This is a genomic window from Oceanobacillus salinisoli, from assembly GCF_009733865.1.
GTDB lineage: Bacteria > Bacillota > Bacilli > Bacillales > Amphibacillaceae > Oceanobacillus > Oceanobacillus salinisoli.
This window is the reverse complement of record NZ_WOFB01000035.1, coordinates 1-15,705: the sequence shown is the minus strand read 5'-3', so window position 1 is coordinate 15,705 and position 15,705 is coordinate 1. Positions and strand designations below refer to the sequence as shown.

The 15,705-nt window shown below is 37.3% G+C and carries 15 protein-coding genes; 11 read left to right on the top strand and 4 right to left on the bottom strand.

The annotated features are described in order from the left end of the window. Nucleotides 1-394: 394 nt before the first annotated feature. Nucleotides 395-1,609, bottom strand: coding sequence for a helix-turn-helix domain-containing protein (locus GMJ66_RS18550; RefSeq protein ID WP_156291808.1), 1,215 nt, complete (start codon nt 1,607-1,609; stop codon nt 395-397). Nucleotides 1,610-1,757: 148 nt separating this feature from the next. Between GMJ66_RS18550 and GMJ66_RS18545 the strand changes: the two genes are divergently transcribed. From GMJ66_RS18545 to GMJ66_RS18515, 7 genes are all read left to right on the top strand, one after another. Further along, nucleotides 1,758-3,143 carry a glycoside-pentoside-hexuronide (GPH):cation symporter gene (locus tag GMJ66_RS18545; RefSeq protein ID WP_156291807.1) on the top strand — a complete coding sequence of 462 codons (1,386 nt, stop codon included), beginning with the start codon at nt 1,758-1,760 and terminating at the stop codon, nt 3,141-3,143. A 195-nt stretch (nt 3,144-3,338) separates the two neighbouring features. Next, nucleotides 3,339-4,511, top strand: a complete 1,173-nt coding sequence (locus GMJ66_RS18540; protein ID WP_156291806.1) for a GNAT family N-acetyltransferase — start codon at nt 3,339-3,341, stop codon at nt 4,509-4,511. 436 nt (nt 4,512-4,947) lie between these two features. Continuing rightward, on the top strand, nt 4,948-5,622 hold the full coding sequence (locus GMJ66_RS18535) for a hypothetical protein (RefSeq protein ID WP_156291805.1): 675 nt from the start codon (nt 4,948-4,950) through the stop codon (nt 5,620-5,622). Further along, a complete protein-coding gene (locus GMJ66_RS18530) occupies nt 5,622-6,863 on the top strand; it encodes an HlyD family efflux transporter periplasmic adaptor subunit (RefSeq protein ID WP_231514980.1) in 1,242 nt (413 codons plus the stop codon). The genes GMJ66_RS18535 and GMJ66_RS18530 overlap by 1 nt, the downstream gene beginning before the upstream one ends. A 156-nt stretch (nt 6,864-7,019) precedes the next feature. Continuing rightward, entirely contained in the window at nt 7,020-7,430 is a 411-nt protein-coding gene (locus tag GMJ66_RS18525) for a DUF948 domain-containing protein (protein ID WP_197046762.1), read from the top strand. A gap of 24 nt (nt 7,431-7,454) precedes the next feature. After that, nucleotides 7,455-7,913: a DUF948 domain-containing protein gene (locus GMJ66_RS18520; RefSeq protein WP_156291802.1), complete on the top strand. Its 459-nt coding sequence runs from the start codon at nt 7,455-7,457 to the stop codon at nt 7,911-7,913. After that, complete coding sequence (locus tag GMJ66_RS18515) at nt 7,897-8,109, top strand: hypothetical protein (protein ID WP_156291801.1); 213 nt, start codon at nt 7,897-7,899, stop codon at nt 8,107-8,109. Before GMJ66_RS18520 ends, GMJ66_RS18515 begins: the two co-directional genes overlap by 17 nt. A 178-nt stretch (nt 8,110-8,287) precedes the next feature. Here GMJ66_RS18515 and GMJ66_RS18510 read toward each other — a convergent pair whose 3' ends face one another. Beyond that, nucleotides 8,288-8,698, bottom strand: coding sequence for a DUF948 domain-containing protein (locus GMJ66_RS18510; RefSeq protein ID WP_156291800.1), 411 nt, complete (start codon nt 8,696-8,698; stop codon nt 8,288-8,290). Between the two features lie 447 nt (nt 8,699-9,145). Here GMJ66_RS18510 and cwlD point away from each other — a divergent pair, with 447 nt between their 5' ends. Together cwlD and GMJ66_RS18500 are read left to right on the top strand one after the other, a co-directional pair. Next, entirely contained in the window at nt 9,146-9,862 is a 717-nt protein-coding gene (gene cwlD, locus GMJ66_RS18505; protein ID WP_156291799.1) for an N-acetylmuramoyl-L-alanine amidase CwlD, read from the top strand. Nucleotides 9,863-9,954: 92 nt separating this feature from the next. Then, complete coding sequence (locus tag GMJ66_RS18500; protein WP_156291798.1) at nt 9,955-11,013, top strand: Mrp/NBP35 family ATP-binding protein; 1,059 nt, start codon at nt 9,955-9,957, stop codon at nt 11,011-11,013. A gap of 483 nt (nt 11,014-11,496) precedes the next feature. Here GMJ66_RS18500 and gerD read toward each other — a convergent pair whose 3' ends face one another. Beyond that, nucleotides 11,497-12,150, bottom strand: a complete 654-nt coding sequence (gene gerD, locus GMJ66_RS20970; protein ID WP_156291797.1) for a spore germination lipoprotein GerD — start codon at nt 12,148-12,150, stop codon at nt 11,497-11,499. 144 nt (nt 12,151-12,294) lie between these two features. Here gerD and GMJ66_RS18490 point away from each other — a divergent pair, with 144 nt between their 5' ends. Further along, the gene (locus GMJ66_RS18490; protein ID WP_156291796.1) at nt 12,295-12,951 is read left to right on the top strand and encodes a KinB-signaling pathway activation protein; all 657 of its coding nucleotides are present in this window, start codon (nt 12,295-12,297) and stop codon (nt 12,949-12,951) included. Nucleotides 12,952-12,995: 44 nt separating this feature from the next. Here GMJ66_RS18490 and pdaB read toward each other — a convergent pair whose 3' ends face one another. Beyond that, a complete protein-coding gene (gene pdaB / locus GMJ66_RS18485; protein WP_156291795.1) occupies nt 12,996-13,754 on the bottom strand; it encodes a polysaccharide deacetylase family sporulation protein PdaB in 759 nt (252 codons plus the stop codon). Nucleotides 13,755-14,981: 1,227 nt separating this feature from the next. Here pdaB and GMJ66_RS18480 point away from each other — a divergent pair. Further along, on the top strand, nt 14,982-15,218 hold the full coding sequence (locus GMJ66_RS18480; RefSeq protein ID WP_156291794.1) for a hypothetical protein: 237 nt from the start codon (nt 14,982-14,984) through the stop codon (nt 15,216-15,218). Nucleotides 15,219-15,705: the final 487 nt, after the last annotated feature.

The following is a 15,705-nucleotide window of genomic DNA, read 5'->3' as shown; positions in this document are numbered from 1 at the left end:
GGGGAGCTGGTGAGCCTCCTTCGTGCTGACACACTACGTAGTCTCACCGATGCTCTTCTTCCCGCAGGAGTCTCCGTGTATTTCCTCCGCTGATTTGGCGCTTTTGGCTTTCTAGCATGTGATTATGCTATAAATTATAGTCTACCACTATTAAGATGGTTGATTGTAGCGGAGGGCAGTCAACTCCTGCGGGAATAGCACGTGTCCGAAGACCCCGTAGGAAGTGTTTTCTTCCGAGGAGGCTGAGGCCGTGCCCGCGGAAAGCGACTGCCCGGAGCGGAAATCAACATAGCACCTATCCCACAAGACATTTATTCTTAATTAAGTTAGTCAGGAGTTTATATCAATTTTTGATTAATCATTCTAAAAAGCGAACAGTTCCCTGTTCGCTTTTTTAATTCTTCTCTCTGTATTGAGTTGGGGTATATCCAGTTTCCTTTTTAAAGACCCTGGTAAAGTAAGAAGAATCCTCATATCCAACAAGCCATGAAATTTCTTCAATTGGAAGGGTTTCCGTTTTTAACAGAAATTTAGCTCTATTTATCCGCAGCATTTGCTGATATCCGGTAATCGTTAACCCAGTTTCCTGTTTGAATTTACGAGATAGATGGCTGGGATGTGTGAATGTCATTGCTGCAAGTTCCTCTTTATCAATTTGTTTGTCATAGAAACTGAAGAGATGTTCGATAACCTTCTGTGTAACCTTTGAATAGTTTTTTAAAGAGTTTGAAATGATTAAGTCCAAGTAATCATCAATCATTTCGTCATATAATTGATGTAATCTTAATAACTGATTGGTATACTCAATTTCAAAGGCGTATTTTTCAGAAATACGATGGATGAGTATGACTGGTACATCACTATTTTTTGCAGCTGTACGTAATAGAGTATTAAGAACAATAGCTAAGTTTTTAACTCTGCGCAATGGTTGATTGGGAAAGCGATCAGAAAAAGCGAATAACATATTTCTAGCTGTAGGTAGTTCTTTCGCCTGCTTCCTGTTTCCGTTTTCAATTGCATGGATGAGCTTATTTTCTATTTCATATCTTGCTTTAATTATTTCCGCATCTTCATCTGTAGAATATTCATCATTTTTCTCTTTTTTCCTACTAATCTTATCCTTCATTTTTATTGGATTGATTATTTCCGGATCAGGTTCTTTTTCAAATAAAATTCTAAATTGATTCAGCACACTGGCGTAGCTGTTTGCCTTCTCTGTGCTAACTACCTGCAGCTGATTTAAAAATATACGCAAATCTTCACTTTCGTTATTATTCAGATGATATCTTCTTGTTAATCCGTATATGTCTGGTGTCATATCTAAAAAGGGACCGATTATAATGGTATATTCATCATTTTCCTGAAATGAATAAGCCAAATAACGTAAATCCCATTCATTATGATAGGAATATAATTTATTAACCTCTGTTATCTGATTAAAGGCATATAAGATATCGGTTTCATTCGAACCAGGCATAAAAGCAGGTATCTTTACTGTTCCTTCATGATAAATAAAGTCACCGTTTTTCTCTAAGACATATGTATTAAGATTAGTTATATTATATAGTTTCATAGCCGCAGATATCATATCAGGTTTAATATACTGCATAATAAGTCCTCCCCCTGCTGTATTGGAAAGCGTTTTATGGAAACGCTATAAAAATCCTGCTCATGATAAATTAATCCTTATAAAAATGCTTACATTTTTATTATAATAGCAACATGAAATCGATTGCAACTATGACGGAGGGTTAACGATGGAAAATATAGAGCAAGCAGCACAACCTAAGGGTGTGAACTCAATGGAGAAACTAGGCATGAAAGAAAAACTTTCTTATGGTTTAGGGGATGCTGCGAATAATTTAGCCTTTTCAATGGTCACAACCTATTTAATGGTTTTTTATACAGATGTATTCGGAATCGCTGCAGTAGCAGTGGGTACTTTATTTTTAGTAGCACGTATTATTGATGCGTTTACAGACACATTTATGGGAGTAATTATAGACCGTTTTGGTGGAAATAACCCAAATGGGAGATTTAGACCCTATTTGAAATGGGCTGGAATTCCACTTGTTGTCATGTCTGTGTTATTATTCTTATCACCGGATTTGTCGGATGGCGGTAAACTTGTCTATGCATATGTAACCTATATTTTATTTGGAATGGCATACACTGCGATTAACATTCCATATGGATCTTTAGCTTCTGTAATGACTCGAGACTCAGAAGACCGTGCTGCTTTATCTTCTTTCCGTGGTTTAGGTTCGATGATTGGTATGTTCGCTGTTGGTGTTCTTGTTGTACCAATGGTTAATTTATTCCCAACACCCCAAATCGGCTATCCTGCAGTAGTAGCGGTTATGGGTGTGATCGCTTTAGTATTTTATTATATTACGTATAGAAATACGAAAGAAAGAATCAAACCTATACAATCTGCGAAGCCAGAGAAAATTAATTTGGAAATGATTACTCGAATTCTAAAAAACGGCCCATTCCTAGCATTATGCGGAATGTCATTCTTTGTTTTAGCTGCGATGTGGATTAATCAATCAGTAGGTATGTATTATTTTACTTATGTTTTGGAAAATGAAATGTTATTCCCAATCTTTAATATGGTAAATATTATTGCGATGATTGTTATTATCATGTTCCTACCGAAATTATCGGCTAAATTTGGTAAGAAGAATGTTGCGTTATTTGGCTTTTTATTAGGAACGGTGGCATTTAGCTTATTATTTATCGTTCCAATTCATGAAGTAACGGTTATTCTATTACTCGTTGCCGGAATGGCTGGTGTAACTATACCTAACATGCTTATGTGGGCTTTTGTATCGGATGTTATTGACTATGGGGAATGGACATCTGGAATTAGACAGGAAGGTACCACCTATTCCATGTATAGCTTCATGCGTAAAGTTTCTCAAGCGGTTGCCGGGTTTGTCGGTGCAACGGGTCTAACGCTAATCGGCTATGTACCAAATGTCGCGCAAACGGCAGATACGGTTTTAGGAATTGAAATATTAATGGTATTACTTCCAGCCATAGCATGTCTTATAAGCTTTGTTATTTTTAAATTTGGATATCATTTATCAGACGCGAAAGTAGTAGAAATTGCAACTGATTTAGATGCAAAACAGCAATAAAAATTCTACTGAAAGAGTAATGAACCATACAGATTATCGTATGGGGCATTGCTCTTTTTTACGTTATAATTTAAACATTGGAGCAGAGAAGTACAGAAAAAGTTCTAGTTTCCAATTATAGGAAAACGGAAGCGTCCAATAGAAATAAATGTCATAATAAAACTAAATATTAGAACCGAAAGAGGAGGAGTCGGAATGAATTTTATAAAAGAGTTGAGTGCTAACAACTATGATGAAATTTTTGCATTGTCGCAATTTGCCTTCCAGTATGTGTTAACAGAAGAGGAACGGAAGAAGAAAAAGGAGGAAGCAGAAAGACATAAAATATGGGGAGTGATGGACAACGATAAAATCGCTGCCAAGCTTCATTTGATTCCATTATCCGTATATATCCATGGACGGGAATTTAAGATGGGTGGAATCAGCTCGGTAGCAACATGGCCTGAGTATCGCAGAAAAGGAATGGTGAAGGATCTTCTATTGCATGCATTAAGAGTAATGAAAGAGGAAGGGCAAACGGTGTCCTACCTTCATCCGTTTTCGGTTCCGTTTTACCGGCAATTCGGGTGGGAAATTGCTTTTTCCAAAAAATGTTATGACATACCAATGACAAACCTGAAGAAGCAGTGGGAAGGGAATGGTTATGTAAAACGAATCGATAAAGATATTCCCCTGCTACAAAAGCTATATACTCCATATATACAGAAGTATAATGGGGCTCTTATTCGAGATGAAAAATGGTGGATGCAGCGTGTGCTGAGAAATGAGTCTGTTGTTGCAGCAGCTTTTAATGAAAATGACGAGGCCGAGGGGTATCTAATCTACACGGTCAAAGACGACTTAGTTAAGGTGGAGGAACTGGTCTATCTTTCCTTAAATGGCTTAAACGTTTTATTACAATTTATTTCAAATCACGACTCCATGGCGAAAAAAGTAGAAATGGTGGTTGCGGAAAATGACAATCTTCCCCAACTTGTCGATGAGCCCCGATTTGAACAAAAACTAAAACCATATTTTATGGCACGTATTGTCGATGTCCACTTCCATTTAAAACAATACTTCGAACATATTTCGATGAATGGTGGTTCGCTTCATTTATTTGTGGAAGACACTTTTCTGCCTGAGAATACGGGGACGTACACGTTGGCGGAAGTAGATGGAAAAATCAATGTAAGCTTTTCTTCCTCCACTAAGGGAAATGTTATTGGAATACGTCTAACTGTACAACAATTAGCATCCATATTATTTGGCTATAAACGGCCAATGGAACTTTATGAACTTGGTCTAGTGAAGGGGAATGAACAGGATATAGATAAATTAGAGCAAATAATTCCGAGAAAGCAGACATACTTTCCAGATTTCTTTTAAAAAATGAAGGAAGTCTTTTTTGCTTTTTAATCCATTCCGTTTAGCAGTTGATGTAAAGTCTGAAATAACTTTAGATGATGTTTAATTGTTAACTAACGCTATGGAAATGCACTACGCGCCCCTTAGGATGACCCGTGAGTAGATAATCACTATTAAACTGGTTGATTGGAGCGTAGGACTCCTGCGGGAAAGTGAGCACTCGGAAAAGTGACTGACCGGAGCGAAAATCAATGTTGCACTATACTATGTCGAAGTTTATAGAAAGTGTGAAAAATAAGACTAACGAAAAAACATGAACAGAGAAAGGGTCACTGTTCGTGTTTTTTCTGGATAAATCTACTATAATTAATACAATATGGAATATTCATAGTTTTTTAGTGTTTGATGCTATAAAATGAAATAAAAAGCAGTAATTGACTGAAAAGGGTGTAGAAACATGACATATTACACGAATCCAATTCACTTTTTCCGTTCTAGCGAAGACCATCTAATTCGGATTGGCAAAGCGGAGGAATTAAAGAATCAGTGGAAAGTCAGTATCATATTAATCCTTGTTACTGTGCTAATTTACGGATGGATGGCGTATTTAGGTATGGGCACTAATTTGATTTCAGAGCAGGCTACTACCCTTTCTCAGGAAGAGTATGAAGCAAGTAAGTTCTGGTTTATGTTGGGTAGAGCGTTATTTGGGTTTTTATTTGCTTTACTTATTTTATTTGTACCAAGTTTATTATTCCACCTTTTAACAGATATTCCTTTTCAAAAAATATTAATAATGCAGCAGGTCGTACTTGTTGCTCTATTAACAGAACGGATGATTTGGATTCCTTTAGCCTTATTAACAGGTTTGGACTGGTATGTATCTCCACTGTCATTTGGTGTGATTGCTTCCTATTTAACAGAGACCCTATGGATTATTGCGTTTTTCGGGTCTATTTCTTTGTTTCAGTTATGGATTATTTGGTTCCAAGCAACATTTCTAATTTCCCTATCTGACACAAAGAAATATGTAGTCTGGATTAATGTTATATTACTTCAAATGGTTGGCTGGTGTTTTGCTGCATTATTAGCTTTTGCTGATTCTTATCTAATAAGCGGGTGGTTTAATTGATGAAAAAGCGGGTTATTCTGCTGGGTACACTTCTCTTTATAGGAATAAACTTAATACTTGTTTATATCGATGAAGAAGGAAGAATCGACCGCATCTCCTATATTAAAGAGTGGTCTGTAAGCTATAAGGAGGATGTAAGTGAAACGCTTTATACTACTGGGGTTTTTGCATCGGAGAGTGAGGAACAGGTATACTTCGACGAAAAATTAGGGAGTTTTCAGGAATTTTTAGTTCAAGAAGGGGACATAATTTCGAGTGGAGATGGTTTGTATACATACCGCGTGCATAATTACAATGAAATGGAAAACAAGTTATTAAGTGAGATAGAAAAAATCAACCAGGATATTCTCTCTATTGAAATGGCAATTACAGAAATGGAAATGACCGATATTTCGAGTTTATCATCTAATTCCAACCCGTTATCCAATTTCAACATTACCGAGGATGAAATTGAAATTGAAGTTGAACTACCTGAATCGTCAAATGAAGCGGAGATGATGAAGCGGCAATATCTTGTCGAAAAGGAAAAAGAATTGTCGCAAAAATATGCAGAGTTAACGTATGCAGAAACCCAACTGGACGAATTACAAACAACCGGTGATACGATAACCGTGAATAGTCCATATGATGGAATGGTAAAGACGGTAGATAAGTCATTGGAAGCCCCTTTAATTACTATTGTAAAAACTGATCTTCACGTTTTAGGTGAACTTACTGAAGACGAGCGGAAGGAAGTGGTGGAAGGGTTACCAGTAGAAGTGAGACTCCAAGGAGCAGATGCAGTAATAGAGGGGGAAGTATTTAATGTTGGTCAGTCGCCGGAAAGTATAGAAGTAAATAGGGAAAGTATATACCCCTTTTCAGTTGGGCTGATGGAGGAAGAAGATGTGGATGGTATCATCCAAGGTTATCATGCTGATTTGGCAATTACACTGGAGGAGTCTCTGGGTGCAACCGTTCTCCCGGAAAGTGTTGTGTTTACTGATTCCATATGGAAAATGACAGAAGATGGAAAGCTGAGCAATCTATTAGTTGATACAGGTTTAAAAATGGATGGGGTCATAGAAATAAATAGTGGGGTTATACCTGGGGATTGGGCAGCTAAAGAATCCATTCGTCAATTTCGAAATGATGCAACGTTTATTACTCCTTTAAAAATCAATCAACTAACACGCGATTCGGTCGCATTAGATGAAAGTAATTGGAGAAGATATTTTGTAATAGGGTTCATCTCTAGGTAGAAAAGGGAACTGATTATATAGTAAAGGATTCAACTTTGTTATCGTAGTAAGTTCATACTGTTAGATTTATGGTGTTGGAAAAATGTAAGTAAAGTTGAGGCTTCACTTAATTTCTCGTGCTAATGGTATAATATGTTTGTGAGGAGGAGGGAGAAAATGGGAATTATTTACTTTGGAATCCTGCTTTGTTCTATTGCATTCTTAATAGCAGTAATCTATATTTCCATTGTTCTAAAACGTTTGGCTGATGTTACGAGGTCAATTGGAACAACATTGAAAGATGTAGAAAAACAATTTGAATATATTACCCCGCAGTTAACGGACACGATAAAAGAAGTGCATAAAACCGTCGATGAAATGAGCGGAAATATAGAAGCTACAGAAAGTCTGTTCGATTCTGTAGAAAATGTCGGTCAATCGATAAACAGTATAAATGAAACATATAATTCCTATAAGGATAAGTTAACCAATGAACAATTTCAAAAACAGCTTCGCCCGGCCATAGAAGGGATAAAATGGGGAGAAGCGGTATCACAAATCTTCAAGAAATGGAAAAAAGCGAATTAGTAAAGAAAGGAATGTTGATTCAGAATGACACTAGTAGGCATAGGTGTAATTATTATTGGTGTGGCATTACTGATTTTATCGATATTTATCGGACATGCGTTAAATAATTTGGCAAATGTCCTTAAAGGAGTCGACAAAACGGTAGAACAATTGCCAAAACAAATGGATGAGATCATGAAACAAACCGGTGAAATGATTAGTGAAAGCAATCATACATTAGCCGATGTAAATGATAAATTACGACAATTGAGCCCTCTGTTTTATGTAGTAGGTGATGTTGGAAATGCGACCCGCAAATTCACATCTTCCATTGCGGATGTAACCGAAACGGTGAAAACGAAAACAGAAGAGACCGCCGATGTTGCTGAGAAAAATAAAATTGGCGGATTATATGGCGCATTTGCTCTTGCGTATTACTGGTATAAGAAACGAAATGAAATGAAACAGGAAGAAGGAACGTTAGCGGATGGAAAACAAGTATAATCGAGGTCTATCGTTAACACTCGCTCTAATAAGCGGTATTTCGGCTACGTTATTGGGGAGAAATTACATAGTAAAACACCAGGATGGAAATTTCGTCCTCCGTAAATTAAAGGCAGTGGAGCGGAAAGTATATTTGGATGGAAAAAAACGTGCAGATATATTAAAGGATATAAAGCAGGATTTGGATAATAAATAATAAAAATAGGGCGGGGACGTTAACAACAAATTTTTTCAGTATCCGAGTAACCAAATCCACAATCTATTAGAAAACATCCGTATCAAAAGGAAAAAATCCGAACTAATTCGAATTCTAACTGGAGAATTTGGAATCATAGTTCGGATTTTTCTTTAACTAAAACATTTTTGTCCAAGTCTTATTTTCTTCTGAATAATAAATATGCAAGTGCAATAAATCCGTAAAAACCATCCAGATTTTTGGTGGAAGAGACGTTTTTGGATGTCTCCGTTTTTTCTCTTATATGGTCCACTTTGCCTGTGATGGATGAACTCAATCGATTGGTAGCTCGACCAACATCTCCTAAAATGTGAAAAAGTGGACTTAGCTCCTTCACTTGTATATTAATTTGATTCAATGTATCGACACCAGTACCTATAGCATTGGAAGTTTGATTCGTTAAGTCTTCTACCGTTTTCGGCAATGTGTCCGTTGTTTTTTGCAGGCTGCCAAGTACACCAGCCAGTCTAAACAGCGGTTTAATTAACAAAATGGATAATATCAATAGTGCTACACCAATAACTAAAATGCCTATACCAAGCCAAAGCATTTTATTACCCCTTTCGACTGCATCTTTTATGATTCTACATTATAGTGCGTGTTTAAAAAGGAGGATGAAAAAGACCGCAACGTCCTGGGACTGCGGTTACTCGTCCCATCGAAAACATTTGTTGCAACGCCGACACTAGCACGTCCTGTGCGTCGAAAGTTCGGGCGGCGAAGCTTTGAGTAGCAGAGCGTATGCAGTTAATACGTGAGCAATGGAAAAGCGAGCCAACGAGCTTCCACAGGATGTGGTGACTTCTACGTTGCCCACAGGACGTGGGCGGTTTTAGTAGAAGGTCCTCTATCGATGTGACCTTTTCACCGGACTTTTTGAACATCCTCTTATATAGATTTTGCATTTCTTTTAATAGCATACCATAATTTGCAATTAGTCATAAACATTTATCTTGTCCCATAAGATGGTTATAGATGATATTAAGGGGCGAGATGGATGAGGAGAATAATAAAAATTGGTTCTTGGCTGTTAGGACTTGCTTTACTCGTTTTTTTGATTCAATTACCAATGAATACAAGTAAGGATGTGGCAAACTTTTCTATACCGCTTTCCGGAAAGACAATTGTTCTTGATCCTGGGCATGGTGGGCCTGATGGAGGTGCTGTTGGTAAAGATGGTACACTGGAGGAAGATATTGTGCTTGCGGTTGCAAAAAAGCTAAGAATTTTTCTGCAGGAGGCTGGTGCAATCGTATATTTAACAAGGGAAGAAGATAAAGATTTGGCTGCAGAAGATACAGTGGGGCTATCACGCAGAAAAGCGGAGGATATCCGTAATCGAATGGACTTTATACATGATAAGAAACCGGATTTTTTTCTTAGTATTCATCTAAATGCGTTGCCGTCTACAAAGTGGCGGGGTGCACAATCCTTTTATTACCCTAGTTCTGATGAAAATAAACATTTGGCGGAAATGATCCAGGCAGAAATTATTCGTAATTTGGAAAATACGAATCGGGAAGCGCTTGTTAAGAATGGAATGTATTTACTTAAATATGCGGAAGTTCCTGGAGCTCTTGTAGAAATGGGCTTCTTATCCAATCCTGAAGAAAGGGAATTATTAAAACAGGAGGGTTATCAGGATAAATTGGCAGCCAGTATATATGAAGGGATTTTACGCTACGTTACAGAAGATATAAAAGACGAAGAGTGAAAGGGGATTCACATTCCTTAGATTTTTCGATATATATGTTATACTAGCGGTAAGCACATATATACTGGAAAAACTAAGGGATGGTGAAATTTTTGCTAACAAAAGAGGATGTAATTCAACTACTTAACCCAGTGAAAGATCCGTTTTTACATAGAACATTAGAAGAAACTGATGGAATTAAGGAAATTACCATTAAGGAAGACAAAAAACATGTCAGTGTAAAAATCGGTATTTCTCAAACAAATACTGGTGAACAAATGAAAATGCAACAAGAAATTGTAGGCATATTAAAGAAAAATGGTGCAAATACAGTAGGCTTACGTTTTGAGCAATTGCCAGAAGAGGTTATTAAAAAGTACCAGCCAGCTGCGGGTCAGTCGAAGGAAGCTTCTTTAATGGGAGGAAACACCAATACTAAATTTATTGCTGTGGCCAGTGGGAAAGGTGGAGTAGGAAAATCTACGGTAACCGTCAACCTTGCTACGGCGTTAATGCGACTTGGGAAAAAGGTTGGGATCATTGACGCAGATATTTATGGGTTTAGTGTACCGGATATGATGGGCATTGAGAATCGGCCAGTTGTTCGCGGGAAAAAAATTATTCCTGTGGAACGTTTTGGAGTAAAAGTAATTTCCATGGGTTTCTTTGTAGAGGATAATTCCCCTATCATTTGGCGTGGTCCAATGTTAGGGAAGATGTTAAACAGTTTCTTTTCCGAAGTGGAATGGGGAGACCTGGACTATCTACTCCTTGATTTACCACCAGGTACAGGAGATATCGCAATGGATGTTCATGAATTACTTCCTACCTGTAAGGAAATTATTGTCACAACTCCGCATCCAACTGCTGCATTTGTAGCTGCACGTGCTGGGCAAATGGCGATTAAAACAGATCATGAAATCCTTGGTGTTGTCGAAAATATGTCCTATTTTGTCAGTAAGAAAACAGGGGAAAAAGAGCATGTTTTCGGACAAGGAGGCGGTGAGAAGCTAGCAGAAGTTCTCGAAACTAAAGTATTGGGCCATCTGCAATTGCAGCAGCCATATATGGAAGAGGATGAATTTGCGCCTGGAGTGTATCAAGAAGATCATCCGAATGGAAAAGAATATCATAAAATAGCGGCAAAGGTTATTGCTAAGATGGAAGAATAAAAAAAGCGCAAGCGCCCGTTTAGCGACGTACGGACTGGGACTGCGATTACTCGTCCCACCAAAAACCTTTTGCGCCTGGCCATGCCAGGTGGTTCGGTGTTGCCGCGCAAAGCGGCGGTTCTAACCGAACAGTCCCCGCAGGAGATAAAGGAAACACGACGAACAGAGTGAGTCGATGTTGACTTATCGTACGGAGGTGAGGGAAGTCCGCTAGTCGCTGGGCGATGGAGCTAGACATCGAAACAAAAAAATTATACTTTCTTATCTTTTAAAAAAAGAGGGCGTCACTTGGACGTCCTCTTTTTGTATAAGATTTTAGCCAGGAGTGGGGTCGGTTTATAACTTGAACGTCCCAAGTACAAGAAATACGAACGCAAATAGGGCTCATCTTGCTGCAAAATGATTCTAACGAAGCAGTACTCCTCTTAAGCTTAACGGTGGAAAAATATTTAAAGTGGACAGGTATCGTTTTGGAGGAAGTTATTAACCTCCACCACCGCCGCCACCTCCACCGCCTTGGCCACCGCCGCCTTCTTGGCCACCGCCACCTTCTTGACCTCCACCACCAGAGCCACCACCCTGACCTTTTGCTTGTTTTTCAGCAGCTTTTAATAAGATTTCTTGAATCTTTGCTTGAAAGGTCGGGGATTCTAGTGTTTGTTGGATCGTTTCCTCTAAATGTGCTCGGAATTCCTGGCCTTTTATCACACTTAGTATTTGGTCTGTCATCTGAGGATCCTTCAGTAAATCCAGCATTTGCTGTTGGTATTCTGAATCCTTTAATAAGTCTTTCTGTAATTGCTTTTGATGTTCTTCCATGGATTTAGCATAAGCTTCAACAAATTTAGGGTCCTCAAACATTTTCTGCCACATTTCTTTTCCTTTGTCGGAAACAAGTGTTTCACTTATGGCTTTTTGTACTTCTTCTGAGTTTATAACCAGTTCCTGTTTTAATTGCTCATCGGACAATGTTTCGGTAAGTGCCTTTTTTCCTTCCTCTGTTTGCAATATATCAGTAACCATTTTCTTTGTTTGATCATAGTCGCCCTCATTGCCGGAGGTATTTCCTCCGCCACCACAAGCGGCAAGTAACAAGAGGCAAAATCCTATAATTGTCACATATTTGATACGAAACATAAGGAAATCCTCCTTTCGTATACCATTAATATGGATGACAAAAATATAAACTATACGCTTTATATAGGAAAAAAATATGGTTTCATGTTAAGATACGCTTGTATATATCATAATTATTTGTGGCAACCATGGGAGGATTTTACATTGAATACACGAAATTTAGTAAATTTTCTGTTTAAAACGGCTTTAATTGGCGGTATAGCTGGTTTAATAATTAGTTTTTTTGTACAATACGAAGTTTATGCAGCGAACTTAAGTCCTTTTAATTTCATGGAACTGATAGGGTTAATTATATTTAATATTGGGCTTGGTTTAACGTTTAGTGTGCTTAGTATGACAGGATTTTTTGCATACTTATTTATAAACAGATATGGGGTCAGTCTGTTTCGTTCTTTTTGGCCCGTAATACAAGTAGTACTGATTGCCTTTGTTCTTTTTGATTTAGTATATTTTCCGTATCAGGCAACTAAAGGGGAAGTTTCTATCTTTTGGTATATTTTAACGGTGTTAGCGCTTCTTGGTTATGGCTGGTTGGTTGCGTTAAAAAAAGCAAAGGAAACGAAAAAAAATGCATTCATACCAGCTTTATTTTTTATGGTTGTTATGACCACAGTGGAATGGGTTCCGGGGTTACAAGTAGAGGGTACTGATTATGCCTGGTTAATGATTGCGCCTTTGTTAGCGTGTAATACGTATCAATTGCTTGCACTACACCGTATTAATAATAAGTCAGAAGAAAAAAACCTATCCAGAAATCATCAAGCTACCAGTAATAAAAAAACTTCACATAGTAAAGCATAAATAGAAACCACCAGATTGTAGGATGATTCTGGTGGTTTTCTTAACTATTCGACTATCTCAGATTCCGCATGTGCCTGATTTAACAATTCAGTAATGGTGACAAACTGAAGTCCTTTATTTTTAAGTCCAGGGAGGATTGTCTCTAATGCATCTGAGGTTTGTTTGACGGAATCAGAGGCATGCATTAGAATAATATCCCCGTTTTTAGTATTTTTCATTACATTATCTACAATTACCTGTGTTCCAGGATTTTCCCAATCATTGGGATTAATGTTCCAATGTATGACTTGAAAATTCATTTCTTTGGCTAGATTAAGAATTTCCTCATCAAAATGCCCATTTGGCGGTCTTAAGAGTTCAATGTCTTCATATCCGAGTTTGTTAAAGACTTCTCTGGCGTTAAGTAAATCTTTTCTAACTTGTTCTAAATCCTGATCAATATAGCTCTTATATCGGTAACCTAACATTCCTAATTCATGATTCCCCTCTGAAATATCCTCCAGAATGGTTGGATGACGCTCTGCCCACTCCCCGCTTACAAAGAATGTAGCTTGGACATTGTGTTTTTCAAGCTGCTTAAGAATGTCGTGGACTTTTTCCTCTCCCCAGCTAATATTAAAGGTTAATGCTATATTTGGCTCATCTGAATTTCCTTTTGTGATTGCTGCTGTCTCCTCTTTTGAAAATACAGATAAAGCACCATTCTCATTCACCCATAGGACCATCGCTGTAAAAAATGCAAGAACAGTTACCAGAATCCAGCGTTTAAAACGGTTAAATTTCCATACATGAAAATGATTCATTAATTTCCCCCCAAACTAACGTAAGTCCCTTTATTACATTCTATGAGAGGAAAAAAGAAATATGAACAAGCCTTTAGAATCCGGAATTTAAATGTGGTTTCATTTCATAACTTTAATGCTTTTTATACTTCGCAGTTGATATAAACTGTGGAGTAACTTTAGATGCTAAGTTGATGTTGTACCTACCGCTGCGGAAATACACTACGCGCCCTTAGGGTGACCCGTGAGCTTCTCGAGCTGACACGGCTTTAGGGGTCTCACTTTGGCTGCCTTTCCTGCAGGAGTCTCCGTGTAATTCTTTCGCTAGTGTGAGCTATTCAACTTTCCCCGTGTGTTACTAATCGATGGTTGATTAGATAAATGGACATTTTTTTCTTTAAAATACAAGATGGAAATTTTTTCGGCAGAAAGCAATCTGGTTGAGTTCATATCTTTTTAATTAGTAATGTAAGGTATCACTTCAGGTGAAAAGAAGCTTGTTAAACTTCCTCTTTACAGGTTATAGCTACATATTAAAACAGATAACCAGTACTAGCGTAGACAGAATACGTAGACCGCTTGAAATTACAAACCGACCGCTTTTCTTCTTGCGATGATGTATGGCTGCAGTTCGTGTTCCTTATCTTGTGGGAATAGTGCGTTTCAGACCTGAGCTGCGAGGGTACTACTTGAGTAATCATCTTTGTTCCCTTGCGCTGAGGAAATCTACTTCAAAGCATTATTGGAAGACTTGAAGTGTACCGAATTTCCTAAATGAGGCTTTTAGGTCGTGCCCACGAACCGTAAGTATTCTGCTGGATTGAATGTATGCACCTATCATCATTAGAACAAGCGAGAGTATCACCATAGGAATTTTCATTGGTCCGCAGTTTATATATTTAGTGTAAAAAGTAACAGCCTTATATAAAAAGATTAATTGAAGAAAGATATAAAAAGAGAATGAAAAATTTTTGAAATCGGGAATGGTAAGGATGAGGCGTAAGTTTTAGGGATAAAAAATACATAAGAATACCTATGAAAGTAAATAGACAGACAAAATTCAACATTTTATACGAATTATTATGTTATAACTTGATGTTAATTTATCACGTGAATAACTGGCTGTAGGGCCCCCACTTTAAGAATTCGGGATACTTCAAGAATTATAAGTGGGGGATATTTAAAAACATCCTCTATCTGGAATTAAAATAGGAATAACTTAGTACAACATAAATGAGGTGAATATATATGTTAGGATTACTAATTAATGAAATGGAACAGAAGGAAATAGAGTACTTGCTAAAGAGGGAACTGGAAGAAATAATGATGGATTTAGAAGATCCTAGAATAGAATATAATGTGAAGCAGGCGATGAAAGAAAGGTATCAAACATTATTTCGTCTTTTACGGCGTTTAGCAAGTGAAGAAGAATGTATAAAGTATATGCCAAAGGTAGCAAAGAATAAAAAGGATCTTTTCTTTTAAACATATTAAATGGAATAGAGAGTGGGAATATTGTATACGGAATTTTTTTAACATGTTACCAGGGAAGTATTATAGTAACTGGGTTTGAAGTAGCTTAACTTAACCCCCTAAGTAAAAAACGAACACTTTCACTAAAAGACGAGCGAATCCCTAGTTTTTCTTAAAAATTTCTGTTGAAACTATCTTTTTTTTATGATATAGTAATTCTTGTCGTCACACTTATAGCAAAAAACGGTTTTTAAAAAATGTTTTCAAAAAGTGTTGACAACAATAACAAAAAATGATAAATTATATTTCGTCGCAAAAAACGACAATAATAATTGCTCTTTGAAAACTGAACAAACAACCAGTATGTTAAGAAAAAAGAAACTCGTTTTTCTTTATAACAGAAGGTAACACTTCTGAAAGCTAAGACATAGATTTAATTGGTGTTAATTCTATACAAACTTTTTTTGGAGAGTTTGATCTTGGCTCAGGACGAACGCTG